The sequence below is a fragment of the Peribacillus sp. NPDC097225 genome (genome assembly GCF_044761955.1).
GTDB lineage: Bacteria > Bacillota > Bacilli > Bacillales > DSM-1321 > Peribacillus.
The window spans coordinates 83,537-108,394 of record NZ_JBIWDJ010000008.1 but is presented as its reverse complement, the minus strand read 5'-3'; the positions used below and the strand labels follow the sequence as shown (position 1 = coordinate 108,394).

29 protein-coding genes are annotated in these 24,858 nt (G+C 42.6%); 17 read left to right on the top strand and 12 right to left on the bottom strand.

The window, feature by feature from the left end; genetic code table 11:
- Positions 1-252: 252 nt before the first annotated feature.
- Positions 253-825: a DUF5366 family protein gene (locus tag ACIQXH_RS18050; RefSeq protein WP_403125155.1), complete on the top strand. Its 573-nt coding sequence runs from the start codon at positions 253-255 to the stop codon at positions 823-825.
- A gap of 75 nt (positions 826-900) precedes the next feature.
- On the opposite strand, the gene ACIQXH_RS18045 is transcribed toward ACIQXH_RS18050, so the two are convergent.
- Together ACIQXH_RS18045 and ACIQXH_RS18040 are read right to left on the bottom strand one after the other, a co-directional pair.
- Positions 901-1,158 carry a SunI/YnzG family protein gene (locus tag ACIQXH_RS18045; protein ID WP_403125152.1) on the bottom strand — a complete coding sequence of 86 codons (258 nt, stop codon included), beginning with the start codon at positions 1,156-1,158 and terminating at the stop codon, positions 901-903.
- Positions 1,159-1,192: 34 nt separating this feature from the next.
- Complete coding sequence (locus tag ACIQXH_RS18040) at positions 1,193-3,055, bottom strand: transglycosylase domain-containing protein (protein ID WP_403125149.1); 1,863 nt, start codon at positions 3,053-3,055, stop codon at positions 1,193-1,195.
- A gap of 289 nt (positions 3,056-3,344) precedes the next feature.
- On the opposite strand from ACIQXH_RS18040, the gene kapD reads away from it, so the two are divergent.
- Positions 3,345-3,968, top strand: a complete 624-nt coding sequence (kapD, locus tag ACIQXH_RS18035; protein WP_402954291.1) for a 3'-5' exonuclease KapD — start codon at positions 3,345-3,347, stop codon at positions 3,966-3,968.
- Between the two features lie 40 nt (positions 3,969-4,008).
- Here the strand turns inward: kapD and kapB are convergent, their stop codons facing one another.
- Positions 4,009-4,395 carry a kinase-associated lipoprotein KapB gene (gene kapB, locus ACIQXH_RS18030; protein ID WP_402871080.1) on the bottom strand — a complete coding sequence of 129 codons (387 nt, stop codon included), beginning with the start codon at positions 4,393-4,395 and terminating at the stop codon, positions 4,009-4,011.
- 180 nt (positions 4,396-4,575) lie between these two features.
- On the opposite strand from kapB, the gene ACIQXH_RS18025 reads away from it, so the two are divergent.
- The 4 genes from ACIQXH_RS18025 to ACIQXH_RS18010 all read left to right on the top strand — a co-directional run bounded on the left by ACIQXH_RS18025 (position 4,576) and on the right by ACIQXH_RS18010 (position 6,762).
- On the top strand, positions 4,576-5,166 hold the full coding sequence (locus ACIQXH_RS18025; protein WP_402871083.1) for a peptidylprolyl isomerase: 591 nt from the start codon (positions 4,576-4,578) through the stop codon (positions 5,164-5,166).
- Between the two features lie 132 nt (positions 5,167-5,298).
- Positions 5,299-5,523 carry a hypothetical protein gene (locus ACIQXH_RS18020; protein ID WP_402871085.1) on the top strand — a complete coding sequence of 75 codons (225 nt, stop codon included), beginning with the start codon at positions 5,299-5,301 and terminating at the stop codon, positions 5,521-5,523.
- Between the two features lie 132 nt (positions 5,524-5,655).
- The gene (locus ACIQXH_RS18015; RefSeq protein WP_402989966.1) at positions 5,656-6,132 is read left to right on the top strand and encodes a GNAT family N-acetyltransferase; all 477 of its coding nucleotides are present in this window, start codon (positions 5,656-5,658) and stop codon (positions 6,130-6,132) included.
- Between the two features lie 15 nt (positions 6,133-6,147).
- The gene (locus ACIQXH_RS18010; RefSeq protein WP_402989964.1) at positions 6,148-6,762 is read left to right on the top strand and encodes a PH domain-containing protein; all 615 of its coding nucleotides are present in this window, start codon (positions 6,148-6,150) and stop codon (positions 6,760-6,762) included.
- A 50-nt stretch (positions 6,763-6,812) separates the two neighbouring features.
- Here the strand turns inward: ACIQXH_RS18010 and ACIQXH_RS18005 are convergent, their stop codons facing one another.
- Positions 6,813-7,670, bottom strand: coding sequence for a manganese catalase family protein (locus ACIQXH_RS18005; protein WP_402989963.1), 858 nt, complete (start codon positions 7,668-7,670; stop codon positions 6,813-6,815).
- A 143-nt stretch (positions 7,671-7,813) separates the two neighbouring features.
- On the opposite strand from ACIQXH_RS18005, the gene ACIQXH_RS18000 reads away from it, so the two are divergent.
- Positions 7,814-8,566, top strand: coding sequence for a TraR/DksA C4-type zinc finger protein (locus tag ACIQXH_RS18000; protein ID WP_402989960.1), 753 nt, complete (start codon positions 7,814-7,816; stop codon positions 8,564-8,566).
- Between the two features lie 44 nt (positions 8,567-8,610).
- On the opposite strand, the gene ACIQXH_RS17995 is transcribed toward ACIQXH_RS18000, so the two are convergent.
- The gene (locus tag ACIQXH_RS17995; protein WP_403125146.1) at positions 8,611-9,816 is read right to left on the bottom strand and encodes a MalY/PatB family protein; all 1,206 of its coding nucleotides are present in this window, start codon (positions 9,814-9,816) and stop codon (positions 8,611-8,613) included.
- An 85-nt stretch (positions 9,817-9,901) separates the two neighbouring features.
- Here ACIQXH_RS17995 and ACIQXH_RS17990 point away from each other — a divergent pair, with 85 nt between their 5' ends.
- Positions 9,902-10,162 carry a DUF1871 family protein gene (locus ACIQXH_RS17990; protein ID WP_402954276.1) on the top strand — a complete coding sequence of 87 codons (261 nt, stop codon included), beginning with the start codon at positions 9,902-9,904 and terminating at the stop codon, positions 10,160-10,162.
- 50 nt (positions 10,163-10,212) lie between these two features.
- On the opposite strand, the gene ACIQXH_RS17985 is transcribed toward ACIQXH_RS17990, so the two are convergent.
- Complete coding sequence (locus ACIQXH_RS17985) at positions 10,213-11,043, bottom strand: alpha/beta fold hydrolase (RefSeq protein WP_403125143.1); 831 nt, start codon at positions 11,041-11,043, stop codon at positions 10,213-10,215.
- Between the two features lie 319 nt (positions 11,044-11,362).
- On the opposite strand from ACIQXH_RS17985, the gene ACIQXH_RS17980 reads away from it, so the two are divergent.
- Together ACIQXH_RS17980 and ACIQXH_RS17975 are read left to right on the top strand one after the other, a co-directional pair.
- Entirely contained in the window at positions 11,363-11,863 is a 501-nt protein-coding gene (locus ACIQXH_RS17980) for an Lrp/AsnC family transcriptional regulator (protein ID WP_402871106.1), read from the top strand.
- Positions 11,860-13,032, top strand: coding sequence for an aminotransferase (locus tag ACIQXH_RS17975; RefSeq protein ID WP_402954273.1), 1,173 nt, complete (start codon positions 11,860-11,862; stop codon positions 13,030-13,032). Before ACIQXH_RS17980 ends, ACIQXH_RS17975 begins: the two co-directional genes overlap by 4 nt.
- A gap of 160 nt (positions 13,033-13,192) precedes the next feature.
- Here ACIQXH_RS17975 and ACIQXH_RS17970 read toward each other — a convergent pair whose 3' ends face one another.
- Positions 13,193-13,552: a helix-turn-helix domain-containing protein gene (locus ACIQXH_RS17970; RefSeq protein ID WP_402954270.1), complete on the bottom strand. Its 360-nt coding sequence runs from the start codon at positions 13,550-13,552 to the stop codon at positions 13,193-13,195.
- Positions 13,553-13,696: 144 nt separating this feature from the next.
- Positions 13,697-15,046, bottom strand: a complete 1,350-nt coding sequence (locus ACIQXH_RS17965) for a sodium-dependent transporter (protein ID WP_403125139.1) — start codon at positions 15,044-15,046, stop codon at positions 13,697-13,699.
- Between the two features lie 332 nt (positions 15,047-15,378).
- On the opposite strand from ACIQXH_RS17965, the gene yugI reads away from it, so the two are divergent.
- The gene (gene yugI, locus ACIQXH_RS17960; RefSeq protein WP_402871118.1) at positions 15,379-15,783 is read left to right on the top strand and encodes a S1 domain-containing post-transcriptional regulator GSP13; all 405 of its coding nucleotides are present in this window, start codon (positions 15,379-15,381) and stop codon (positions 15,781-15,783) included.
- A 118-nt stretch (positions 15,784-15,901) separates the two neighbouring features.
- On the opposite strand, the gene ACIQXH_RS17955 is transcribed toward yugI, so the two are convergent.
- Complete coding sequence (locus tag ACIQXH_RS17955) at positions 15,902-16,135, bottom strand: DUF378 domain-containing protein (RefSeq protein ID WP_402871121.1); 234 nt, start codon at positions 16,133-16,135, stop codon at positions 15,902-15,904.
- A gap of 200 nt (positions 16,136-16,335) precedes the next feature.
- Between ACIQXH_RS17955 and ACIQXH_RS17950 the strand changes: the two genes are divergently transcribed.
- The 4 genes from ACIQXH_RS17950 (at position 16,336) to ACIQXH_RS17935 (ending at position 19,769) form a co-directional block, all read left to right on the top strand.
- Positions 16,336-17,499 carry an iron-containing alcohol dehydrogenase gene (locus ACIQXH_RS17950; protein ID WP_403125135.1) on the top strand — a complete coding sequence of 388 codons (1,164 nt, stop codon included), beginning with the start codon at positions 16,336-16,338 and terminating at the stop codon, positions 17,497-17,499.
- A 127-nt stretch (positions 17,500-17,626) separates the two neighbouring features.
- Entirely contained in the window at positions 17,627-18,973 is a 1,347-nt protein-coding gene (locus tag ACIQXH_RS17945; RefSeq protein ID WP_402989946.1) for a glucose-6-phosphate isomerase, read from the top strand.
- Between the two features lie 133 nt (positions 18,974-19,106).
- Complete coding sequence (locus ACIQXH_RS17940; protein ID WP_403125132.1) at positions 19,107-19,304, top strand: hypothetical protein; 198 nt, start codon at positions 19,107-19,109, stop codon at positions 19,302-19,304.
- A 60-nt stretch (positions 19,305-19,364) separates the two neighbouring features.
- The gene (locus tag ACIQXH_RS17935) at positions 19,365-19,769 is read left to right on the top strand and encodes a YugN-like family protein (RefSeq protein WP_402871129.1); all 405 of its coding nucleotides are present in this window, start codon (positions 19,365-19,367) and stop codon (positions 19,767-19,769) included.
- Here the strand turns inward: ACIQXH_RS17935 and ACIQXH_RS17930 are convergent.
- The gene (locus ACIQXH_RS17930; RefSeq protein ID WP_402954255.1) at positions 19,766-20,761 is read right to left on the bottom strand and encodes a potassium channel family protein; all 996 of its coding nucleotides are present in this window, start codon (positions 20,759-20,761) and stop codon (positions 19,766-19,768) included. The two genes, ACIQXH_RS17935 and ACIQXH_RS17930, sit on opposite strands and share 4 nt — an antisense overlap.
- Before the next feature lie 231 nt (positions 20,762-20,992).
- On the bottom strand, positions 20,993-22,279 hold the full coding sequence (locus tag ACIQXH_RS17925; RefSeq protein ID WP_403125129.1) for a glycoside hydrolase family 18 protein: 1,287 nt from the start codon (positions 22,277-22,279) through the stop codon (positions 20,993-20,995).
- A gap of 167 nt (positions 22,280-22,446) precedes the next feature.
- On the opposite strand from ACIQXH_RS17925, the gene ACIQXH_RS17920 reads away from it, so the two are divergent.
- Entirely contained in the window at positions 22,447-22,650 is a 204-nt protein-coding gene (locus tag ACIQXH_RS17920; protein WP_402871137.1) for an alpha/beta-type small acid-soluble spore protein, read from the top strand.
- A gap of 57 nt (positions 22,651-22,707) precedes the next feature.
- Here the strand turns inward: ACIQXH_RS17920 and ACIQXH_RS17915 are convergent, their stop codons facing one another.
- The gene (locus ACIQXH_RS17915; RefSeq protein ID WP_403125126.1) at positions 22,708-23,448 is read right to left on the bottom strand and encodes a glycerophosphodiester phosphodiesterase; all 741 of its coding nucleotides are present in this window, start codon (positions 23,446-23,448) and stop codon (positions 22,708-22,710) included.
- A 155-nt stretch (positions 23,449-23,603) separates the two neighbouring features.
- Here ACIQXH_RS17915 and ACIQXH_RS17910 point away from each other — a divergent pair, with 155 nt between their 5' ends.
- A complete protein-coding gene (locus ACIQXH_RS17910) occupies positions 23,604-24,431 on the top strand; it encodes an undecaprenyl-diphosphate phosphatase (RefSeq protein ID WP_402871142.1) in 828 nt (275 codons plus the stop codon).
- Positions 24,432-24,858: the final 427 nt, after the last annotated feature.

Below are 24,858 nucleotides of genomic sequence, written 5' to 3'. Positions count from 1 at the left end.
TAAAGTATCTTCGTTGAATGTGTTTTTTTTATATGTGTTACGTGTCATTCCTAAAAGTATAACCCAATTTTTGAGGGTTTGCATGACATAAGGAGCGAGGAATGCTGATTGATATCGAGTTTTATATATAGGTAGAAAAGGAGCGTGAAACGGCTCAAAAAATATTTTCAGAGGGGTGCAAAGAGGGGAATATATGTAAAAATCCATTGTGAAATCCTTTTATATCTTGCATAATAATAGGATAAAAGATACATGGATGGAGAAAAAATGAAAAACACGTATTTACTTAGTTATTTCCCGATCATTGCGATACTACTGTTTAGTCTGTCCTTTGCGATTTATGGGGAAATGCAGGTGCTTATCTTATTCGGGGATTTAGGAATCTATCAAGGGATGCTGGAGTTCTTTTCCGAGACAGGAATTAAGCTTGCCTTGATGATTGTGTTGTTGTTGGTCATGTTCATGGTGTTTGCAGCGCTGAAGTTAATCTCGGACACGGTCATTGAGCTTTCCCTTCTATTCTTTTCCAAAGATTCGGATGGGAAAGCATTGACGAGCATCAGGATGGGGTCGGTCATTTATGTGATCGGCGGAGCTTGTTCATTGTTCAGCGTCCAATTCCTCCCGGGGCTCATTTCCATCTTCCTTATCACGAATGTCGTGGCCCTGATTTACTTTGTGTTTAAGTTAAGCTCCAGTGTGAATGTATCTGGGCTGGTCGGGCTCATCTTCTTTCCCATCTTCGTATGGACCGCGTTAGTCGCCATCGTCGCTTATTCAGGATTGAAGTTGTATAACAGCGTGATTGCCAGCCTACCGATATAGCGAATACTCATCCATATACGGAGAAAAGAGCTGCCGGGAACATCCGGCAGCTCTTTTCATCGTGTACTTGGTTCCTTATATCAGTGCGTTGATCTTGTTTTGTATGGAAGTGGCATTCGTTGTGAACAAGATATACGTTTCAGATACAGTATGAAGCACGATACGATCCGTTGTAGCATATGGCGTGCCAATTCTAATCGCACGTTTATCTTCACCCGCATATGTATCATCTTGAGTCACCTTTATGATTTCGGAAATGGGTATTTCTATTGTGGATAGTTGCCATTTAATGATTAAATGATCCTGTGATTTTTCAATTGCGATTCCTAGCATCATAATCCCTCCGTCGTCTTATCATGACTTGCTTTTACCATTCAGCGGCTTGGCTGATTGCCTTCCATATCTCTATCTGGGGCTGTCGCGAATAGACGGCTTGCAGGTTGGCTGGCTTATCTTTCCCAACCCAGACGCCGGTTGTATAGTTTCCTGTCAGGCCGACGAACCAAATGTCTTTGGCATCATTGGTTGTGCCTGTTTTTCCCCCGATATATTCAGACGGGAAATAGGCTGAGCGTGCCGTCCCATTTGTGGTGACTTCGTGAAGAAGCTGCCGCATTTTGCTGACGGTGTCTTTATTCCACACCTTTTTCGATTGATTTTTCCATTTATAAAGAACGTTTCCTTCTTGGTCTGTGACCTTCGTGATTGCCCGTGCAGGCTGGTAGCGGCCATCATTGAATGAGGTAAAGGCATTGGTCATTTCAAGAGGGCTCATCCCGTATTCAAAACCGCCGATGGCCGAACTGATGTGGTGATCTTGGATGGACACCTTTTTGAATTGAAAGGCATTAAGATAGCTGAAGCTCTTTTCTATGCCGGTCTTTTCAAAAAGCCTGATGGCCGGCGTATTATAGGATTGTGCAAAAGCATTCCTTATAGTGACCATGCCGTAGCTCGCCCCATTGTAATTTTGTGGACAGTAGCTGTTGCTACAATAGTTTGCCCCGCTAACAAGCTGATTGATATCCGCTCCCGTTTCTTCTATATAAGGTGCATAATCCAGAAGAGGCTTTATGGTCGAACCAGGTTGCCTGTAACTTTGGTATGCCCGGTTGAAAGAATTTTTTTTATAATCCTTTCCCCCAATCAAAGAGACAAGCTGGTGCGTATGATGCTGTATAACCACTGATGCACCTTCGATATCATTGAATCCGATTTTCGATTGCATGGCCGACTTGGCCTGGGTCTGTAGATTGATATCGAGTGCCGTGTGAATGGTCACGCCAGATTTCAGAAGCTTTGTGACCTGTTCATTCAGTTTGGCTTCCGCTTGATTGCGTGTGACTTCATCCGAGCTTTTCAATGGTTTTGTCAGACCTTCCGCCGAAGCGACCAGGTTTTTCAACTCTTGATGGACATATGTCACATAATCAGGGTATAAATCGATGTTGGTGGACAAGTCCAACCTGATTTCCTTTTTAATGAGTTTATCGAATTCCTTCTGCTCCAGTTTACCTTGGACAACCATTTGTTTTAGTATCCGCTCTTGACGCTTTTTCGTGTTATCAAAGTGTTTAAGAGGGTTATAGAGTTCGGGATTATTAGGAATGGCTGCAAGAAAGGCCACTTCGGCCTTTGATAGATCCTTGATCGATTGGCTGAAGTAGAGTTGGGAAGCCGCCTCGATTCCGTAAGCCCCGTTGTTGAAGTAAATGGCATTCATATAGAGCTCGATGATTTCGGACTTGGACCGTTTCCGTTCTAGCTGGTAGGCGTAAAAGAGTTCACTTAGCTTTCGGTTATACGTCTTGTCATGGGTAAGGAAAACATTCCTGGCCAATTGCTGGGTGATGGTACTCCCGCCTTGTTTGATTGCACTCTTCTGTGAATTGACAAGCAAGGCCCTACTGATCGCGGTTATATCAATTCCCCTATGCTCATAAAATTTTTGATCTTCCGTGACAATGAACAGGTCTTCTAGAAACACGGGGATATCGTCAAGCTTCAAATAGATCCGGTTTTCTCCATTGGGAATTTCACTAATCACTTTCCCATTTGCGGCCGTCATGTAACTGGTCTGAGCCAGGTCAATCTGATCGAAGGGGATGCGTTCATCCAAGACATGATGGGGAGTTTCAGCTAAAGACCACTCCTGATAGGAAAGAAAGATGAAGATGGATAAGACAGGAACTAAGAAGAAAATCGTGATATAGCCAAGGTACGCGCGCATAGTTCAACTTCCTAACTAATATATTTTTAGTAACTTAATGGAAAAGATGTGGGTAAAAAAGAGTGGTCCTTTCGCTTCGTTTCATCCATCATAATCCAATTAAGGAAGATGATAAAGGGTTTCTTCTGAAGTTGCTTAACGCAATGGAGAAAAACTGGCTGGGTGAATGGCTCTGGCTTAATGAAAATCAAATAAAAACTTATTTCAATCTTCTGTTATAATATTCTTACGGAAAAAATAACCAAATTTAGTCGGTGGAAAGATGTCATGAATAAGGAGGGTTCGGAAAATGGATGGACAACAGCAGTATGTATTCATTGATTTTGAATTTACAATGCCCGAAGGAAAGGCAAATCCAGTTGGTTTCTACCCGGAAATCATTGAGGTCGGTTTAATCGCAGTCGTAAACGATACAGTCCAAGAACAGTTTTCTTCCTACGTTAATCCGTCAAGGTTTCCAGAATTGACGAATCGATGCAAGAAATTCCTGAATATCACCCAAAACCAGGTGGATCGTGGAATTTCATTTGAAGAATTGGTTACCTTTTTAGCAAAATTGGATGAGAAGCATCCAACGACCATCGTCACCTGGGGTAACATGGATATGAAGGTGCTTCGTCAGAACTGTCAAAAAGCAGGTCTGAATTTCCCTTTCACGGGGAAACAGAGCGATCTTTGCCTGGAATACAAGCGTTTCTTCGGAGATCAAAATCAAACGGGATTATGGAAAGCCGTACAGGCCTATGGAAAAGAGGGGACAGGTAAGCATCATAGGGCCCTTGATGATGCCATTACCACGTATAATATCTTTAAACTGGTGGAGAAAGACAAAAGTTATATGAAAAATCACGAACCGACGACAATCGGTGACCGCATCGATTTATCCAAAGTATTGAATCATTTAGCGTTATAAAAGCCAAATCAATTTCTATTGATTTGGCTTTTATTATATGTTATTTAAAATAATCCGCTGCTAGGTCTTCAAGCAGCTCCAAACTTTTGTTGTTCCATTCTGTTTGGCTTTCGGTTAAAGTGCGGGCCATCTTCTCAACAGATACCCGTAAGGATTCCTTATAATCTGGAATGTCCCCATCGTATACCCTCACCATATTCATCGGGACATTGGTTTGTTCCCGGAATGCCAGGGCACGTCGTTGATGAAACATGGATACTTCCGTTTGCTTCGGATTATGAAGGTCTCCCTGCATAGGGTGCTTCATGACTGCCAATACTTTTACAAGATATGCAGAAGGACGGATATCGGTGATTTCCCCGATATATTTCCCTGTTTTATAAATGGCGGTTACCTTATCGCCAACCTTGAATTCATGCTCGGACATTCCTTCATCCACCTTTCTTGTTCACTCCCTACATGATACATAAGTACGATGATTTTATACAATGAATTTGTTTACTGTATCAAAGATGCATTTTTTTCCGAAGTCGTGTAAAGTGTAGAAATGAAGGTTAAAGAATGGAGATATGAGCCATTTATTTAAAAACGAAAGAGGTAATGAACCATGACAACATTTCCACAATTAACAACCGAAATATCGGAAAATGAAAAAGCGGTGATCATGCAGACGACGCTTGGTGATATTAAAATCAAGCTGTTTCCCAAGCATGCTCCTAAAACAGTAGAAAACTTCTTAACACACGCTGAGAATGGATATTACGATGGAATCATCTTCCACCGTGTCATAAAGGATTTCATGCTACAAGGTGGAGATCCGACAGGTACAGGAATGGGTGGGGAAAGCATCTGGGGCACGAATTTTGAAGATGAATTCTCCATGGAACTGTTCAATCTGCGCGGAGCCCTTTCCATGGCGAATGCGGGTCCAGGAACGAACGGAAGCCAATTCTTCATCGTTCAGGCACAGCATGTAGACAGCAGAATGGGTGAACAAATGAAGCAAGCCGGATATCCGGAAGAAATCATCAGTGCTTATATGGAAAATGGCGGAACACCATGGTTAGACCACAAACATTCCGTATTCGGCCAAGTTATCGAGGGCATGGATGTTGTCGATACGATCGCCAATGTAGAGACGGTTGCGGGAGACAAGCCAGCTGTGGATGTAGTCATTAAAGGCATTACGATTTTATAAACGAAGGTACGTGAAGCGGGGGGCATAGGGCCTCTCGCTTTTTTAATTTCTAAGGGAGGAACTTGACTAGTGGATTGATTCAATAATTGTTATAATGAGGAAAAAGATCATTTTTCAGGAAGGATGAAATAGATGGACGTTCTATACTCCGCACTATTAGGTATGTTTCTTTATTTTCCGGAAGACAAAAGTGAATATATTCCCGCAGGCATTACCTGTGTCATCTTTTTGATTGCAGCTGGGTTTACGATGAGGGCCATCATCAGATACTCGAAGAAAGAAGAATTGAAGACGAAGAAGTTCGAGGAGGAAGTGACGAAAAGAAACCGGCATCTACAAGATGATTCCCTTTCTTGAACGGCTTTGTGCTTCTGACTACCTTGTTTTAGCAAAACAGGAAAACATGGAACAAATAAACTAGTTCCCATTTTGGCATAAGCATTTTATACTATAAGCTATAGAGAGAGAGTTTTGGGGGCGGAAAGTGTTATGCAAATCATAGCGAAGAGAATGATTGCGACAGATACGGTCAAGAGCTTCTTCATGGAACATTGGGAGACGACTCAAGTCGTCTTTTCAATCGGCATGTTCCATTATGCGGAACTCGATGGATTTGCGGTAATGGATGGGGATGAGAAAATCATGGGGATGGTCACGTATAAAGTGCTGAATCAACAATGTGAAATCATTTCCCTGAACAGTGAGCATGAGAATCAGGGCGTGGGCTCATCCTTACTTTATGTGATTGAGAATATCGCCAAGGAAAAGAATTGCCACTCCATTAAAGCCATTACCACGAATGATAATTTACAGGCTTTGAAGTTCTTTCAAAAACGTGGGTATGTCATTTCCGAGATTGTGAGGAATGCCGTGGAAGAATCAAGAAAGACAAAACCGGAAATCCCGTTTTACAGCTCCGATGGCATTCCAATACGGGATGAAATCATTCTCGAAAAACTAGTTTAAATAGGAGGAATGGATATGTTTAAGAAAATGGCAGCAGATGCTCTGGGTCTCAGTGATATAGGAAGTGTGATTAAGCCTGCTGATTATGATAAGGTCGATGCTGATGATTACATCATGCATGAAGATGACGAGAAAATTTATTTCCTGATTAAATCGAAAACGGATGAATATTGCTTCACGAACCAAGCGTTCATCCATCTCGACGGAACAAGTGCCATCAGCAAGAAACGGATGCTGACCAGATATAGCTATAGCCAGTATGAGTTTTCGCATGTGACATTAGAAACCGCTGGTACCGTCGATTTAGATGCTGAGATTAAATTCTCGATCGGTGCTAAAACCTTCTCGATTGACGTGCATAAGAAATTCATCGAGGAATTGAAGGATCTATTTAAATCACTCGTTAAAATTTCGGAAATTTGCCATGAGAATGCCTATGCCCTTCAATTTGCGCAACAAAGCGTAAACTTGGCCTCATCGACATTGAATCAAGTCCGTACAGATGGCAGTCAAATGGTGTCCAGCTTCAAGGATATCAATGCCGTTGCGTTTGACTGGTTGATGGATAGCCGCAAGAAGTACCATGTGAAAGATTTCGGGTATGTGTTCGAAAAATATATCAATAATTAATATCCATAATCCATACAAAAGCGGACACAGCGATGTGTCCGCTTTTTCGTTTAGTTATTGAGGTCATTCAAACCTGGAGCATGTTCACTAGGCATGTCCGGCATCTCTGGAACTGGAAATCCTTTAGGTGGTTCCATGACAGAAAGATTGCCGCCATTACGGCTTGGTGTCTCCCCTTGGAATACTTCGCCGATCCGGGTTTGGTCAAGCCTGAAGTTGAATTGGGCATTATGGTAGCCCAAATCTACATATTTCCGGCATTCCGGATATTTATTCAGGTCATAATTTGGGACAGGGAAGATTTTACCCCAATCCACTCCCAGTGTTTCTAAAGCCTTTGCAAACGCATTTTGATGGGCGTTGTCACGTACCATGAGGAACGCAATGGTTTCACGCAAGGTTTTATTGGAGCTCATTTCATAAATTCTCGATTTTTGAAGGACCCCCGTCGATTCAAGCATCACATTGTTTAAAAGGTTGGCAATTAAGTTTCCATGATCGTATACCCATGACCCATTCCAAGGGTTGCCTCCTGCATCTACGGGAAGGGAAGCTTTGGCACCGATGATAAAATGATGAGGGTTCGCACCAGACTGGATCACTTCCTCAAGCGGGGCACCATTTGGACCTGAATTTCCCGGCAGGTTCCCACCTGCTTCATTAAGTAACTGATTGATTGTGGTCTGAACAAGCTCCACATGGCTCAGTTCCTCAAGGAACACCCCTCGGATTAAATCCCGATATTTTTTTTCCTTGCCGCGGAAGTTGGCGCTTTGAAACGAAAACTGCATCAATGTACGCATTTCTCCGAATTGGCCACCGAGCGCTTCTTGAAGAACTTTTGCAGCATTGGGATCGGGTTTGTCCGGTACGATCATATTAATTAGATCCTCTTTATAAAAATACAATGAGATAGCCTCCTTTAAGATTTGGTATCATTAGTTAGTTTTTGCAGGATTGTTCAATTTATTCTCGAGGGAAAAAATACCTTTATGGAATGCGCCAAAGAGAGAAATACTAGGGAAAGGTTGATTATGAAAGGGTGTTGCATATGCTATCCAATCAGCAACTAAATAGCTTCCAACAGCAACTTCAGCAAACGAAGCACCGGTTGGGAGAGCAATTAGAGGAATCTTACGCACTTGGCTTAAGAAAGAACGTACGAAATTGGACAGGGGAACTATCCGTGTATGATAACCATCCGGCGGATCAAGGAACGGAATTATTCGAACGTGAAAAAGATTTGGCACTTGGGGAGCATTATCGTGATGAAATCAGGGATATCGATCGAGCGCTTAAGGCCATTGATGAAGGGAATTATGGAAAATGTGAGGTTTGTTCGAAGGAGATTCCGCTTGAAAGGCTGAATATTGTTCCGACCACGACTTTTTGTGTGGAGCATAGCCCATCTCAAGAGACTTCCCATAATCGTCCGGTCGAAGAGGAGGTGCTTGGTCCAAGCTTCGCCACATATGATTGCGATGGGACGAGCTCTGTCGGATATGATGCGGAAGATAGCTGGCAAGACGTAGCTAGATATGGTACATCGGAGACGCCTTCCGACTTTGCCTATCCACCAAGTGATTATGAGGATACGTATATCGATTCGTCTGAAAATGTAGGATTCGTCGAGAACTATGAGAATATAGCCGGTGTGGATCTATATGGGGAAAACTTAACGGTTTATCATAACGTCCAATACCAGGAAATAGAAGATGATTTAATAGAAGAGGATACTCAGACTCCCTTTGGAGATTTGCCGCGTTATGAAAAAGATCCGTATGTCGAGGAAGAAAACCAATAGCCAAAAGCAAAGAACCAGGCAATTCGCCTGGTTCTTTGTCTGTTTTATGAAAAAGCCAGTTTGAGACGAGTTAATCCATCTTGCAGCAGGCTGAGTGAACAGCCGATATTCATCCGGACAAATCCTTCTCCGCCTGCACCATATTTTGTTCCAGGCTCTAAGGCGATTTTTCCTTTATGGATCAGTCGTTCTTGTATTTCCTTATCGGAAAGACCGAGTTCGCGACAGTCAATCCATAGGAGGTAAGAGGCATCAGGATGCATGACGCGAAGGGAAGGAATTTCAGCAGAAATGAACGCCTCGGCCACTTTAACATTTTCTTCAATATACTCAATCAAATCGGTGAGCCAACTAAGCCCATCCCGGTAGGCGGCTTCCATGGCCGTTAAGGCAAAAATATTCAAACCGTGAAAGGCCTGTCTTGTTTGGGCATTCTGCAGTTTGACCTGGAGCTCTTTATTGCTGGTAATCAAGAACGAGGCCTGTAGCCCAGCGATATTGAACGTTTTGCTTGGTGCCATTAACGTGACCGTGATTTCGGCTAACTTGTCCGCCAATGAAGCGATAGGATGATGCATGGCTGTTGAGTGAAAGAGGTCTGCATGGATTTCATCGCTGACAATGGTGACATGATGGGCCAAGCAAAGTTCCCCGATGCGCAATAACTCCTCCTTTGTCCAAATGCGACCGCCAGGATTATGGGGACTGCAAAGGAGGAATAGCTTAACGCCGGTCTTCAACTTTTCCTCAAGATCTTCAAAGTCGATTGCAAATCTGTTAGCTTCCAAGAGAAGGGGACTATTGACGACTTCCCGTCCATTGTTTTTAATCATGTCGAAGAAAGGGGTATAGACAGGAGATTGCACCAGAATCTTATCCCCAGGTTCCGTAAAGGCCTGAATGGTGGAACCGATGGCTGAAACGACGCCAGAACTGAATGTGATCATGTCTTTTGTGATGGACCATTGATGCCGGTCTTTCACCCATTTTTGAATCTCGCCGTACACCGACTCTGAAGGGACGGTATATCCGAAGACCGGATGATTCGCTCGTTCGATTAATGCTTTTTGAATAGGTTCAGGAGAAGGGAAATCCATATCGGCCACCCACATAGGCAGGATGTCTTCCCTGCCATATAATGATGTAAGGGCCATTTTGTCCCACTTTACAGAACCGGTATGTTCCCTACTGATGTGTTCATCAAAAATAGATCTGTTCAATATATTCACCGCCAAATCATTTTTTATCATGCCCTGTTAACGTCTTAACGAAAAGATACTTGTTATGATACTATGATAACATGTTCTTTCCGAAATTATGGAGCAGGTGATTATAATGGATACACAACAAATGAATATAGCGTTTGTGGCTACTTTGCAAGAATGGGATCCGTATGGGATTGGCGGGGAACTATATGAACCGGAGATTGCCGACACGGTCGTGGCCTTACGCGATATAGATGACCTTCAGGAACTGGCGGAAAAAATCAAGTCCATCTACGAATTTGCATTTGATGAACCCGTCCAGTTGGAACGGTGTCTACAGGTTGCACAAAAACTGCTGATCATCAAAAATGATGCCAGCTGCTCGATTTAAAGAAAAGGGATGACTCCGAATTCGGGTCATCCCTCTTTATATGGTTTCGTCTATTCGTCTAAAAACTCCTTGATTAACTGATACACTTCTTCGGGTTTCTCCTCAGGAAGTAAATGGCCCGTGTTTTCCATGACAATGAGCTTGGAATTGGGGAGGTCTTCATGTAGTCTTCTTCCAATGTCGATCGGAACCACTCGATCATACCGCCCCCAAACAAGCAGGCAGGGCGTATCGATTGAATGAAGTTGTTCGGATGATAAATCGCTTTCCTTATCACGTAACATCCTTCCTAAGGCACGAAATATATCATGCTTCTTCATGAAAGGATCGAGATAGCCCTGGCGCATTTCATCGTCGATCATCGTCTGATTATGGACGACATTCCTTAGATTCTTTTCGATGCCGGACCTTTGGAGATATCCCTTTACCCCAAATGAAAAGAAAGGGAAGTAGCTGAGCATCTTCATCTTTCTCGGGAAGCTTGGCTCGTACCCGGATCCGGCAAGAAGGACGGCGCGCTCGACCAGGCCAGGATAAGCTTTGATGAGTTGCAAGGAAACCTGTCCACCCATGGAATGCGCAATGATGCTGAACTTCTTGATGTTCTTTTCTTCCAAAAGCTGTACGACGGAACCTGCGATGTTCCGGAAAGAGTATGTATAGCGATTAGTTTTCCCACTTTGACCGAATGGAGGTAAGTCTATCGAGATGACATTATAGTCTTTCGTTAAATGGGGTATCAGTTTCCGGAAGCTAAAGCTTGATGATAAAAACCCATGGATTAATACCAGGGTGGGGAAAGAGTCATGAACATGAATGTGTTCATAATACATATCGATATCCCCAATCTGCTCAATGTCTTTCTTTACGTAACTTTCCATATTCGTGTTCTCCTCTACCATTCCTAAGCAAAATAAGAAGCTACTGCTGTTGCTTATCTTCCTTAGTTTTAAATAATTTCCTCTTTATCCTGTTACATAACAATACCAGAAATTATCCCCATTAAAAAATACAATTACTATAACAGATATTACGTGAACTTTGGTATAATAGTGTAAGTTTATCCTGACAGAATAGAACTTATTAATTTAATCGTGTCATACATGCCTTTAAACAAGGCTTTAAAAGGAAATTGATCGGGCTTTCTGCCAGCCAAACCATCATGTCTACATTTATGAATTCTAATAGGGAGGTTTTCCAATGCATTTGAATGAAGGGGAATTGGAAGTCTTAAGAATCATTGAAAATAACAGCCGGATCGATCAGAAGGATTTGGCTAAAATGACCGAGTTATCTGAAGCGGACATTGAAGCAACGTTGAAGAAATTGGAAGATATGCGTGTGATTGTACGTTACTTGACCGTGATTAACTGGGCAAAAGTAGATGAATATCACGGTGTGACAGCCATGATCGATGTTAAAGTAACCCCAAAACGCGGAGTTGGTTTCGATGAAGTCGCCAAACGTATATATCGATTCAAAGAAGTGGAGTCCGTTTATTTGATGTCCGGTGCGTATGACCTTTCCGTCATCGTGGAAGGTCGTTCAATGAATGAAGTGGCAAGGTTTGTATCGGAAAAACTTTCGACGCTCGATTCTGTCATTTCCACGACAACTCACTTTATTATGAAGAAATATAAGCATGATGGGACAATTTTTGAACAAACAGAAGAAGACAGAAGGATAGTGGTATCACCATGATTAAAACGAGTTTCGTGTCAAAAACGGTTTCAGAGCTAAAACCATCGGGTATCCGTCGATTTTTCGACTTGGCTGCCAATCTAGAAGGAGTCGTTTCACTTGGAGTGGGAGAACCGGACTTCGTTACATCCTGGGCAGTCCGGGAAGCGGCAATCAACTCATTGGAAGAAGGATACACCTCTTATACAGCTAATGCCGGCTTGATGGAATTGAGGCAGGAAATCAGTGGATATATGAAAAAGCAGTTTGAGGTTTCGTATGATCCCGAGAATCAAATCATTGTTACGGTGGGTGCAAGTCAGGCCCTCGACATTGCCCTTAGGACAATCTTGAATCCTGGTGAGGAAGTCATCGTCGTCGAACCTTGTTTCGTTGCCTATGCACCGTTGGTAACGATGGCAGGAGGGGTGCCGGTCACTGTCCAAACTTCCAGGGAGCATGACTTTAAGTTAATGCCGGAGCAACTCGAAGCGGTCATCACACCAAGGACGAAGGCAATCTTGATTTGTTCGCCGAATAACCCGACTGGAACTCAGTTAGAGAAATCGGAGTTGGCAGCACTTGCTGAAATCATCAAAAAGCATGATTTATTAGTCCTTTCCGATGAGATTTATGCGGAGCTTGCATATGATGAGAAATATACGTCATTTGCCGCCATCGACGGCATGCTTGAGCGTACGATCGTCATCAACGGGTTCTCTAAAGCGTTTGCGATGACTGGATGGCGTCTTGGATTTGTATGTGCGCCTCCGGAAATTTCCGCAGCGATGCTCAAAGTCCATCAATACGCGATGATGTGCGCTCCGACCATGGCACAGTTTGCAGCATTGGAAGCTTTGAAGAATGGAATGCAAGATGTGGAAGATATGCGCCGCAGCTACAGAGGAAGACGCAACTATATCGTAAAGTCATTTAACGAAATCGGTCTGGACTGCCATAATCCAGGCGGAGCTTTTTATGCCTTCCCATCCATTGAGAAAACGGGCATGACTTCCATGGAGTTCGCAGAAAAACTGCTGACTGAAGAACTTGTGGCCGTGGTACCGGGAGATGTTTTCGGGGAAAGTGGTGAGGGGCATATCCGTTGTTCTTATGCTTCTTCCATGGAACAGCTTCAGGAAGCCATTAAAAGAATGGATCGGTTCATGCAGAAATATAGCAAGTACTAAAACCCCATACGCAAAAAAATAGGGATTCGCCGTAATATACGGCGAATCCCTATCCATAGGGGGAATTAGAAAAAAGAGTTAATCTTAATGGATTAACATAGAAAGTGTTAATCATAGTATATCCAGTTTATAGAAAATAATACGCCTGATATGGATATTTTTACAATTTAGTTTGTGTGTTATATAAATGATGCATGATATTTAAAATTTGTTCTTCACTGAAATCTTTCGCGGTACGGAGGATGAGCTTAGCCTGTTTGAGTCCAATTTCCTGAATGAGTTCTTCCATTTCTTCATCCAAACCTGAAGCATTCGCAACGGGGCCATTTTGGATTAGCTCTGAGGCAGGGATATCAAGAACGGTGGAAAGCCGTAAAATGGTCTGGGTATCAGGCGTGACTTCCCCTGATTCATACATTTCAATTTTCTTGGTGCCCATACGTAGTTTCAAAGCCAGTTCTTGTTGAGTGAGATTATGATCTTCCCGGTATTGCCGAATATTCTTTGCGATATTTGACATGTCAATCACTCCTTTTTCAGGAAATAGTAGTAATAAGGTCATTTTACCATATTTTAACTTGTACACAGTGGGAATGATATGGATATTTTGTGAAAAGAAAACGCCGTATCGATTACCGATGCGGCGTTTTGAATGAAGGAAACATTACTTGTCAAATAGACCGATTGAACTCAAAAAGACGACGAGTATCGCTACCGGAACGATATAGCGAATGAGAAAGTACCAAAGTTTGAAGAAAGAGAATACTGGGCTTGCCCCCATTTCGAACTCTTTCTGAACTTGGAGCCTTTTCATCTGATAGCCAATGAAAAGAGAGATGAATAAGGCTCCGATAGGCAAGGCGATGTTGCTTGTCACATAATCAGCGAGGTCGAAGAAGGTCAAGTTGAAAATCTTCACATCGGAGAGTACGCCAAATGATAATGCGCTTGGAATCCCGATCACGAAAACAAGAAGGCCGGCTATCCATGAAGATTTCCGGCGCTTCCGAGCATCGCCCTTTATCATGGATGCTACGATGATTTCCAGAATGGAGAACGCTGAAGTAAGCGTAGCGAATAATAATAATACGAAGAAAATCGCCATGAAAATGCCACCGAAGGTAATTTCATTAAAGACCGCAGGCAACACGACGAAGACGAGTCCTGGTCCACTTGAAGGATCGAAACCAAGGGCAAATACGGCCGGGAAAATGACCAAGCCCGCCAATAAGGAAATGAAAATATTCAACCCGACTACGGATATTGCCGATTTTGTAATATCATCATTCTTACTTAAGTACGAAGCATAGGTGACCATCACGGAAATACCTACACTAAGTGCAAAGAAGGATTGTCCTAGCGCTAATAAAATCGTCTGCTCCGTCAAGGAGGAGAAATCCGGTTTCAAAAAGAAACGGACACCTTCCATCGCACCTTCAAGTGTCATGGAACGAACGAGAAGGACAAGAAAAAGGACGAATAGGGAAGGCATCATGTACTTATTGGCCTTTTCAATCCCTTTGGATACGCCACCTTGTACGACCCAAATCGTCAAGACCATGAAAAGAAGCTGCGCAATGACCGTTTCATAAGGACTGCTGATAACGGTATTGAAAAGGCCACTGTATTCCGATTGGGTTAAATTTGATAGGGACCCGGTAAAGCTTCTCCATAAATAGGAAAGGATCCAGCCACCAACAACACTATAGAAGGAAAGTAAAATGATGGATGCTAGAACTCCGCCATATCCTAGTAACACCCAGGGTTTACCTGGTGAAATGTGCTTGTAGGCCCGAATGGCATCTTTTTGTGCATTCCGGCCGATGGTGAATTCGGCGATAAGTAAGGGTGTGCCGATCATGAGGGTGAAAATCACGAAAAAAAGGAAAAAAGCGCCGCCTCCATTTGTCCCTGTCATATATGGAAACTTCCAGATGGCACCCAAACCAATAGCGGACCCAGCCGCTGCTAGAATGAATCCGATTTTGGAAGACCATTGCTCTTGTTTTGCCATGGTGAAAAACTCCTTTAGAGGTATAGAAATACGTGAATGTAGAGATAAACATTTTCTCATCTTACTACGATTAATCTCAATTTGGTAGTTTTTTGTTATGCTAATTTTTTGAAAAATTAATGATCGAAAAAATGGGGACAAAGAATTAAATGAAAACTTTTAGGATAAGTTATAAATAATAGCCATATATCGAAATGGACACTCAATTACAAAATTTTTACGTTTTAGCGGAAAAAGTATGGTATACTTAACTTTGATTATTTCCAGCTCTGTGATATAATTTTGTATTGCGTGAAAAGCCGAAAAAATATATATAAAATAGGAGTGTTACCATGTCTGAAAAATTCGAAATTGGTGCAGTAGTTACTGGTAAGGTAACTGGTATTCAACCTTACGGTGCATTTGTTGCTTTAGATGATTCAACTCAAGGATTAGTTCATATTTCTGAAATCACTCACGGGTTCGTAAAAGATATTAACGAACATTTAAAAGTGGGCGATGAAGTGAAAGTTAAAGTACTTTCAATCGATTCAAAAGCTGGAAAAATCGGCTTATCAATCCGCGCAACAGAAGAAGCTCCTGAGCGTACTGAAGCTCCTAAGAAAGCTCCAAAAAAACGCCAAGCATCTGTTAAAGCAACATCACACATCGAGTCTACTGAAGGATTCAACTCTTTAAAAGATAAACTTCAAGCGTGGATCGATCAATCTGAACGCGAAGACTTAATCAAAAAATAATTTTTTTAACCGGATGGTCTTAGGACCATCCGGTTTTTTTATTATTCTTCAATAATTGATAAAGCCGGGACATGTTTCATGGACCGGCTTTATTTTATACATATTTTCTTTTAGCGATTCATTGAGTTGGTTTTGTTTCAGTTTCACGAGACGTTTGGGGACTTGGCTTGAAGAGAAGACCAAGATTGATAAGCCCGGCGATTCCCACTAAGCCATAAACGATGCGAGCCAAAGCAGCATCTTGTCCGCCGAATATCGCTGCGACTAGATCGAACTGAAAAAATCCAATTAGTCCCCAGTTGATGGCTCCGATGATTGTTAAAACAAGTGCCGTTTTTTGTAATCCACTCATTGTATAGCCTCCTTTTTTATAAGCATCTTTCTTTACTTATCATGCTTTTTGAAGATAATTATATACACCCCAGAAAAAACTTCTAAACGGATATTTTGTATTTATATGGAATGTTCGTCATAATGAAGGGATAAAATATCCATTGCTGCAGTGGCATGGGGCTGCTGAAAAAAAGGCAATGCAAAAGGAGATTATATATATTGGAAAATTACACGTATAAGAATCCTACTAAGATCATCTTTGGTAGAAACCAATTGAAAAGCGTAAAAGAGGAAATTCCTGCCTACGGAAAGAAAGTGTTGCTCGTCTACGGTGGCGGAAGCATCAAGAAAAACGGGCTGTATGATAAAGTGATGGAGGAATTGAAAGAAATCCAGGTGGAAGTATATGAACTGGCAGGAGTTGAACCAAACCCAAGGATCACGACTGTCCGTAAAGGTGTGGAGTTGTGTAAGGAACATCAAATCGACTTCGTGCTAGCGGTAGGCGGCGGAAGTGTCATCGATGCAACAAAAGGCATCGTTGCGGGTGCGAAGTATGAAGGAGACGCTTGGGATCTTGTCACCAAAAAGGCTCCCGTCAAAGAAGCCCTTCCTTTTGGGACAATCCTTACGATTGCTGCAACCGGTTCTGAAGCGAATTCGGGTTCGGTCATTACGAATTGGGAAACGAAAGAGAAATACGGATGGGGAAGTCCTTTGTTATTTCCTAAATTCTCGGTCCTTGATCCTGAAAATACTTTTTCACTTCCAAAAAATCAAACCGTCTATGGCATGGTCGATATGATGTCACATGTTTTCGAAACGTATTTCCATCAAGAAACGCATGCTCCGCTTCAGGACCGCTTTTGTGAATCACTTCTGGTGACGGTCATGGAAACGGCTCCAAAGTTATTGGAAGATCTCGAGGATTATGAAAATCGTGCTACGATTTTGTATGCGGGCAATGTGGCGTTAAATGGTTCACTGGGAGTAGGATATCTTGGCGATTGGGCCACTCATAATATTGAACATGCCGTCTCTGCGGTCTATGATATTCCCCATGCGGGAGGCCTGGCAATATTATTCCCTAATTGGATGAAACATGTGCTCCATGAAAATGTCGAGCGGTTCAAACAAGTTGCCGTCCGTGTCTTTCAGGTCGACCCAGAGGGCAAATCCAGTGAAGAGGTTGCGCTTGAGGGAATTGAACGCCTTCAGTCATTCTGGAGCAGCTTAGGGGCCCCGTCGCGTCTTGCAGATTACGATATCGACGATTCACAACTTGAAGTCATTGCCGATAAAGCGATGAGCAATGGAGAATTCGGTCGGTTTAAAGTATTGAATCGCGAAGATGTCCTTGCGATTCTACGTGCTTCATTATAAGAACCTTACGATATGCTCCCACTATTCGATAGTGGGAGTTTTTTCTAAAAGACTTAGCGATTTCTTGATTCTGCTAAATACATCAGATAAAGTAAAAGAGTAACCAAAGAATAAAGGAGGAATTGGCATGTCCCATCTACATTTCGATTATTCAAAAGCTCTACCGTTTTTCGGAAAGCACGAAATGACCTATTTACAGGATGCTGTAAAAGTGGCACATCATTCTCTACACGAACAGACCGGTGCGGGCAATGAATTTCTGGGCTGGGTTGATTTACCGAAGGATTATGATAAAGAAGAGTTCTCCAGGATCAAGAAAGCTGCCGCCAAAATAAAAGAAGATTCGGACGTCCTGTTGGTCATCGGAATCGGTGGTTCGTATTTAGGAGCACGTGCAGCCATTGAAATGCTGCAACATAGTTTCTATAACCTTTTACCTTCTGATAAAAGAAACACTCCGCAAATCATATTCGTTGGTAACAACATAAGTTCTACATATATGCAAGATGTCATGGACGTATTGGTCGACAAGGACTTTTCAATCAATGTGATTTCCAAATCGGGCACAACGACGGAGCCTGCCCTTGCGTTCCGGATTTTCCGTAAGCTTCTCGAGCAAAAGTATGGTCCAGAAGCAGCGAAAGGCCGTATCTTCGCGACTACCGATAAAGAAAAGGGCGCATTAAAGACAGTGGCCACGGAAGAGGGATTTGAAACGTTCGTCATTCCGGATGATGTCGGTGGAAGGTATTCTGTACTTACTGCAGTGGGCTTGCTTCCGATTGCTGTAAGTGGTGCGGATATAGATCAAGTGATGGAAGGGGCGGAGAGCGCTAGAGCGGACTTCAGTTCATCGGAGCTTTCCGAGAACCAGGCTTATCAATACGCGGCCGTCCGTAACGTCCTTTATAATAAGGGGAAAACCATTGAAATGTTGATCAACTATGAACCTGGTCTGCAATATTTCTCAGAGTGGTGGAAGCAGTTGTTCGGCGAAAGTGAAGGGAAGGACCAGAAAGGGATTTTCCCGGCAGCCGCCAACTTCTCTACGGACCTGCATTCGATGGGGCAGTATGTACAGGAAGGGCGACGCGACCTTTTCGAAACGGTCATCAAAGTGGAAGAGGCACGTCATGAAATCTCGATTGAAGCAGCAGAAAATGATTTAGATGGTTTGAATTATCTGGCTGGTGAAACCGTACAATTCGTCAATAACAAGGCATTTGAAGGTACCTTATTGGCTCATACGGATGGCGGTGTTCCTAACCTGATTGTTTCCGTACCAAAACTGGATGCCTTCACATTCGGCTACCTTGTTTATTTCTTTGAGAAGGCTTGCGCGATGAGCGGCTATCTGTTGGGGGTCAATCCGTTTGATCAGCCTGGGGTCGAAGCCTACAAGGTGAATATGTTTGCCCTGCTAGGAAAACCAGGGTATGAAGAGAAAAAGGCGGAACTCGAACAGCGTTTATAAAATAAAGTGAAGAAGGCATCATGCTGGACTAGATTGTCCACGCATGATGCCTTTTTTTATCGGATTAAGAAAAAGTTAAGAAAAAAGGTTGATAATGCTATGTAATCCGATACCTAGAAAAGAGGGACTGTGCATGCAACTATCTTCGACAACGAATAGTTACGCTGGAACGATAAGTACCACTTCAACTACGGGAAATCAAAACGCTATGAAGGATCTGGAAAAACAGAAAACAGAGCAGCAGGCAGATATCCAGGAAGCCTATCAATCAGAAGGTACAGCCGAAGCCAATTTGTTTTTTACCCAATCGAAAGAGGATAGTGATCAATAGGGGTTATTTTAAGACTTTTGGGTAAGCTAATTATTAAAATTAGCAAAAGAGGTTTTTAACATGATTGAAATATCTTCTAAATTGGAAGGGAAAACCTTTGGATTATTCGATTTGGAAACGAAGCTTAAACCAGAAGGGTATATGATTGGTGGTGGTTGGGATTATGACCACGGCACCTTCGATTTCAAAATGGACGACAAAGATGGCTATCAGTTTTTGCGTGTTCCCTTCAAAGCTGTGGATGGGTCACTTGATACTGACGGGGCCATGGTTGAAATCATGACGCCGTATTTATTATCTCATAAGTATGAAGATGGCATCGACCGCGAGGGAAATATCGGGAATCTCTCCGCTTCATTTAATCAATTTGCCGAGCCGGAAGACCCCGATGCTGAATTTCCTCAGGAATATATTGCGTATGGGAAATCCCTCGTTCGGGACCTTGAAAAAATCTTATTGGATTAACGATCGATGATGAGCAAGATATCATTTTGATGGATGATTGCATCTGCAGGAGGCTTGATACGTGTCTCGCCTCCTGAAATGATGCCAACCAAGAGAATATCCTTATCTAATAATGTAATCCCCAATTGTTTGAATGTTTGCCCGTTCCAATCGAATTGGACGGGCATCTGTTCAATCTTTAAACCATTTTCGGTGGCCGAATTTTCTTCTTCCCGCTTTTCCATGCCTCTCCATAAACATTCCTGCATATAATCACTCGCAAACTTATTTGTTTCGATAATGGCATCTGCTCCCGCACGTAATGCATTTTCCTTCTGTTCCTGCGTTAAAATTTCAACAAGACAATATACATGAGGGTTCAGTCCTTTTATAGCCAGTAAAGCCAACACGGTGAACATGTCGGTCTGCAGTTCGTTTTGTTGGAGATCGGCAGTGATGAGGACCCGTGCCGCCTGTTTAATATTGGCCTGTTGCAAAACGGAATCCAAACTGGCTTTCCCTTGGACAAAATGTATATTCGTCCGTGGCAAAGGGTGCTTGGTCAATGTGTCGTCAATCAAGACAATATATTGGTTATGCATGCGTTCATGAATGTTCTTGATGATTCGTTTTGAACGTCCATTCCAGCCGATGATAATAAAGTGACCGGTGCCGCTAAACTCCTTTCTTCCGGAAAGGAATTGTTGGTCGCTTGAGATGGACATTTTGGCGATGTAGGCAAAATAAGAAGTGATGAGCCCGACACCCGATAAGATGAGAAGCATCCCGAGGATTCTCCCAAACTTCGTAAGTGGGGTGAAATCCCCATATCCAACGGTCGATATCGTGACGATTGCCCACCAAATTCCCTCGAATATGGAAGGGAAATTATCAGGCTCGACTAGATGAATCAGCCAACCGAATACAAGTAAAAATAGGATGATGGTCAAAAATAGTTTGAGTAAACGTGGAGACCTTTTAAAAGTGTTGCTGAACGGATTGATTCGGATCATGTTATCCCCCCTACGACAGTCCTTTTAGTATGGACAAAATGAACTGAACTCATAAGGAGTTAACGGATATATAAAGAATTCTAGTAAGAATATAAGCATGATAAAAACCTTCCGTGACCTGACGGAAGGTTTTTATCATATGGAGTCACGTATCCGGAAAAAGGACTTCATGCTCAATACTTGATGGTATGCGAGGACCACATGGTATATGCAAAAAAATATGAAAATCCCTCAGACCCGTCGTCGGACATTGAAGTTCTCACTGATGAGCAACCAGTTTTGCGGGAAGGCAAGGCCTAGCTTCCAGTAACTCATTCCTCTAAGGTTCAATTCTTTGATCAAATCGAACTTCGCTTGAATGGACCGGGCGTCTTCAAACCAGACCTCATGCTCCTTCCCATCTGCATCCGTGTAATTGAAATGGGGCGCCTGCGCTTTCTCATCGTATTCTATGGATACATTGTTCGCGGCAGCAATCTGGATGGCCTGCTGAGGGCTGATCGCTTTGGCGATGGAGCCTTGGACAAAAGGCAATGTCCAATCATATCCGTATAGGTTCTGTCCCATCAGAATCTTATTGGCCGGCATTTCGGTGATGGCATATTCCAGTACGTCCCGAACCGGTCCTATCGGGGATACCGCCTGTGCTGGACCGCCGCTGTATCCCCATTCGTACGTCATGATGATCACGAAGTCGACAATTTCACCATGTGCCTTATAGTCATGTGCCTCATACCAGCCACCCTTTTGCTCCGCACTGGTTTTCGGTGCAAGTGCCGTCGAGATGAACCAACCTTCTTTTTTGAAACGGTCCCTTGCTTTACGTAAGAATTGGTTATAGGCATTTTTATCGGACGGGCGTAGAAACTCAAAGTCAAAGTGAATATCCCTGAATCCATATTTCTTGGCTGTGGTCACAATGTTGTTTAGGAACTTATTCTGCACAGAGGTGTTCGTCAGGATGATTCGACCAAGTTCATCACTGAATTGATCGTTTTCCTGATTGGTGATGACCATCATGAGGACATTCTTGTTTTCTCTTGCAATGGTGGGAAAGTTATTGAGCAACGGTTCCTTTAAGGAGCCATCTCGCAGTGCCTGAAAGCTGAATGGCGCTAAGTATGTCAAATAAGGTGCGGCTTCCTGAGCAGCTGTTTCAAGGGCAGGAGCGACTGATGTACCACGGGGCTCGACATAGCCGTTGAATTCAGCAGTCCGTTTTTTTCGGGCAGGAATATAAAGGCGGTACCCCACGGATAAGGAGTCCTGATCGGAAATGCCATTGATTCTCGCTAATTCTTGATAGGGTACATCCACCTTTTGAGCAATCGAAAATAAAGTGTCACCAGGCTGGACAAAATAATAGCTGCCGACGATTGGAATGACAATGGCCTGGCCGATGACAAGATTATTTGGGTTAGGAATTTTATTTGATTCAACGAGCCGGTCAACGCTCACGCTATATGTTTGGGCGATGCCAAATAACGTTTGGCCAGGCCTAACCACATGAATTTGCACGTCTTTTCCCCCTTACTGAAAGTTTCCTAACAGTTTATGAGCATAGGAAGAAATTCATGATAGCGAGCGAAGAAGTTATCTTCCTAAAGTTACGATTATTCAATAAATTGGAAAACATAATTGGAGGGGGAGATGTAAATAAATATATATAAGGAGGTGAGAAACACATGGCAAACAACAATAGCAGCAATCAACTAGTAGTAGCTGGTGCAGAACAAGCTCTAGAGCAAATGAAGTATGAAATTGCTTCTGAATTCGGTGTAAACCTTGGTGCAGACACAACATCACGTGCTAATGGATCAGTTGGTGGAGAAATTACAAAACGTTTAGTGCAAATGGCTGAACAACAATTAGGCGGATCGACTCGCTAATAACTGAATAAACATGGATTGAAAGAGGAGGGGAATGTTCCCCTTCTCTTTCACATTTTATTTGGCTGACATGCCTTTCAGAGTCGTAATGGCTTTCTCAGGAAAATCGGTCATGATGACATCGACTCCCCATTTGACTAGCCGCTCGATATCTTCTGGTTTATTGGCCACCCAAGGGCGGACTTTGTATCCAAGTTTCTTCGCAGTGGCATGAATGGATGGGGTCAGGCTATTTTTGTCAGGATGAAAGCCAGCTTCTTTTTTCTCGGCTAAAATTTCTTCGACGTTTGCTGGCAATCCCTCGAATAATAAAGCCCGCTCCAATTCCGGGGCCAGCGTCTTTACGTTTTCAATCGATCGATGATTGAAAGAAGAAAGAATCACTCGATTTTCCATGTGATGCTGCCGAGTTAAACCCACAACTTTTTTTTCGATGCCTTCGTAAGGGAGCTTATCTGTTTTAAGCTCAATATTCATCCACAATGTATGTTCCTTCGCCCATTCGAAAATTTCACCTAAGAATGGAATCTTCTCACCATGGAATTCCTCGGAAAATTTGCTTCCCGCATCCGCTGATTTTAACTCTTCTGCGGAGAAATCCTTTACATACCCGGAAAGAGTGGTCGTCCGGTCAAGTGTTTCATCATGGATGATTACCAATTCCCCATCCGAACTGAGGTGGACATCGAACTCGATGCCATCCGCCCCGACTCGTAGGGCTTCTTTGAATGCAATCATCGTATTTTCAGGATGCGTTCCTTTGGATCCACGGTGGGCATAGATTTGGGTGTTTTTCACATGCATCACTCCTTTTTCTGAAAAGAAGAACCTTGAATCTATGATACATGTATCTCTTCTTTCTTTCAGCAATGATTAATAGACAATATTTTAAACAACGAGTAAAATACAATGGTATTTCCATTTACAAGCGGAGAAATAATGAGGTGAAAACAATGAATATATGGGAAATTTTTGTGGCCGTTATCCTTGGCCTTGTGGAAGGCCTGACGGAGTTTGCACCAGTATCTTCTACGGGGCATATGATCATAGTGGATGATCTATGGCTGAAATCTACCGAAATATTTGGTAGTGAAGTAGCGAATGCATTCAAGGTCGTCATTCAGCTGGGATCGATACTGGCTGTTGTTGTGCTCTTTTGGGGGCGGTTCATGGACTTGCTCGGATTACGAAAGATGAAGAACCCCTCTGCCGTGGCAGGGAAAAAGTTGAATTTGCTTCAAATCATCGTAGGGTTGCTGCCTGCGGCCGTATTAGGTTTATTGTTCGAAGATTATATTGATGACCATTTATTCACTGTAAAGACGGTAATCGTCGGATTATTCCTCGGTGCTTTGCTGATGATTGCAGCGGATAGGTTCCGACCGAAATTGACAGCCGAAACGGTTGATCAAATTACTTATAAACAAGCCTTAGGTGTCGGGTTGATACAATGTCTAGCCCTTTGGCCAGGCTTCTCCCGTTCGGGTTCCACCATATCAGGCGGCGTACTGCTGGGGATGAGTTACCGTGCAGCTTCCGATTTCACGTTTATCATGGCTGTGCCTATCATGGCAGGAGCCAGTTTGCTGAAAATCGTAAAATACTGGGAGTACTTTACGCCTGACGTGTTACCATTCTTTATCGCAGGGTTTATCAGTGCCTTCATATTTGCGTTATTCTGCATACGTTTCTTCCTATTATTGATTAATAAAGTGAAGTTGACGCCATTTGCTATTTATCGTATGGTCTTAGCCATTATCCTGTTATTTATTGTTTGGTAAGAAGCAGGGTTTAACAAAATGAAAAGAAAAAGGCAGAAATGTTGCGACATCAACATTTCTGCCTTTTTTCGTGGCTTAGCGAGCACAAAAGAATGTTAATGTTATATTCATATTGGATTAAATCTCTATATAAGGATAAAGATATGAATCTGAGGACCTTGTATGCATCATTCCATCGATATCGAAACCATAAATGAAATAACTGAAGATAGAATGGAATTATACGAAATATTATATGTATAATTAACTAAATCATTCGTCTTAAGTCATTTTAAAGTATGAAAACTTGAATTTATAAAAAAATAATTCGTAATTTAGTGAAAATGAAGAAAAGTTAAAATAATTATGAAAACGGATACAATATAGAGATAACAAGGCCTGTAACATAAGATTGATTATTTAGATTATTCGATAAACTATTCTTGTA

Coding starts and splice junctions, on each gene's coding strand:
- ACIQXH_RS18050 (WP_403125155.1), top strand. CDS start 253: ATGGATGGAGAAAAAATGAAAAACACGTATTTACTTAGTTATTTCCCG.
- ACIQXH_RS18045 (WP_403125152.1), bottom strand. CDS start 1,158: ATGCTAGGAATCGCAATTGAAAAATCACAGGATCATTTAATCATTAAA.
- ACIQXH_RS18040 (WP_403125149.1), bottom strand. CDS start 3,055: ATGCGCGCGTACCTTGGCTATATCACGATTTTCTTCTTAGTTCCTGTC.
- kapD (WP_402954291.1), top strand. CDS start 3,345: ATGGATGGACAACAGCAGTATGTATTCATTGATTTTGAATTTACAATG.
- kapB (WP_402871080.1), bottom strand. CDS start 4,395: ATGTCCGAGCATGAATTCAAGGTTGGCGATAAGGTAACCGCCATTTAT.
- ACIQXH_RS18025 (WP_402871083.1), top strand. CDS start 4,576: ATGACAACATTTCCACAATTAACAACCGAAATATCGGAAAATGAAAAA.
- ACIQXH_RS18020 (WP_402871085.1), top strand. CDS start 5,299: ATGGACGTTCTATACTCCGCACTATTAGGTATGTTTCTTTATTTTCCG.
- ACIQXH_RS18015 (WP_402989966.1), top strand. CDS start 5,656: ATGCAAATCATAGCGAAGAGAATGATTGCGACAGATACGGTCAAGAGC.
- ACIQXH_RS18010 (WP_402989964.1), top strand. CDS start 6,148: ATGTTTAAGAAAATGGCAGCAGATGCTCTGGGTCTCAGTGATATAGGA.
- ACIQXH_RS18000 (WP_402989960.1), top strand. CDS start 7,814: ATGCTATCCAATCAGCAACTAAATAGCTTCCAACAGCAACTTCAGCAA.
- ACIQXH_RS17995 (WP_403125146.1), bottom strand. CDS start 9,816: ATGATAAAAAATGATTTGGCGGTGAATATATTGAACAGATCTATTTTT.
- ACIQXH_RS17990 (WP_402954276.1), top strand. CDS start 9,902: ATGGATACACAACAAATGAATATAGCGTTTGTGGCTACTTTGCAAGAA.
- ACIQXH_RS17985 (WP_403125143.1), bottom strand. CDS start 11,043: ATGGAAAGTTACGTAAAGAAAGACATTGAGCAGATTGGGGATATCGAT.
- ACIQXH_RS17980 (WP_402871106.1), top strand. CDS start 11,363: ATGCATTTGAATGAAGGGGAATTGGAAGTCTTAAGAATCATTGAAAAT.
- ACIQXH_RS17975 (WP_402954273.1), top strand. CDS start 11,860: ATGATTAAAACGAGTTTCGTGTCAAAAACGGTTTCAGAGCTAAAACCA.
- ACIQXH_RS17970 (WP_402954270.1), bottom strand. CDS start 13,552: ATGTCAAATATCGCAAAGAATATTCGGCAATACCGGGAAGATCATAAT.
- ACIQXH_RS17965 (WP_403125139.1), bottom strand. CDS start 15,046: ATGGCAAAACAAGAGCAATGGTCTTCCAAAATCGGATTCATTCTAGCA.
- yugI (WP_402871118.1), top strand. CDS start 15,379: ATGTCTGAAAAATTCGAAATTGGTGCAGTAGTTACTGGTAAGGTAACT.
- ACIQXH_RS17955 (WP_402871121.1), bottom strand. CDS start 16,135: ATGAGTGGATTACAAAAAACGGCACTTGTTTTAACAATCATCGGAGCC.
- ACIQXH_RS17945 (WP_402989946.1), top strand. CDS start 17,627: ATGTCCCATCTACATTTCGATTATTCAAAAGCTCTACCGTTTTTCGGA.
- ACIQXH_RS17940 (WP_403125132.1), top strand. CDS start 19,107: ATGCAACTATCTTCGACAACGAATAGTTACGCTGGAACGATAAGTACC.
- ACIQXH_RS17935 (WP_402871129.1), top strand. CDS start 19,365: ATGATTGAAATATCTTCTAAATTGGAAGGGAAAACCTTTGGATTATTC.
- ACIQXH_RS17930 (WP_402954255.1), bottom strand. CDS start 20,761: ATGATCCGAATCAATCCGTTCAGCAACACTTTTAAAAGGTCTCCACGT.
- ACIQXH_RS17920 (WP_402871137.1), top strand. CDS start 22,447: ATGGCAAACAACAATAGCAGCAATCAACTAGTAGTAGCTGGTGCAGAA.
- ACIQXH_RS17910 (WP_402871142.1), top strand. CDS start 23,604: ATGAATATATGGGAAATTTTTGTGGCCGTTATCCTTGGCCTTGTGGAA.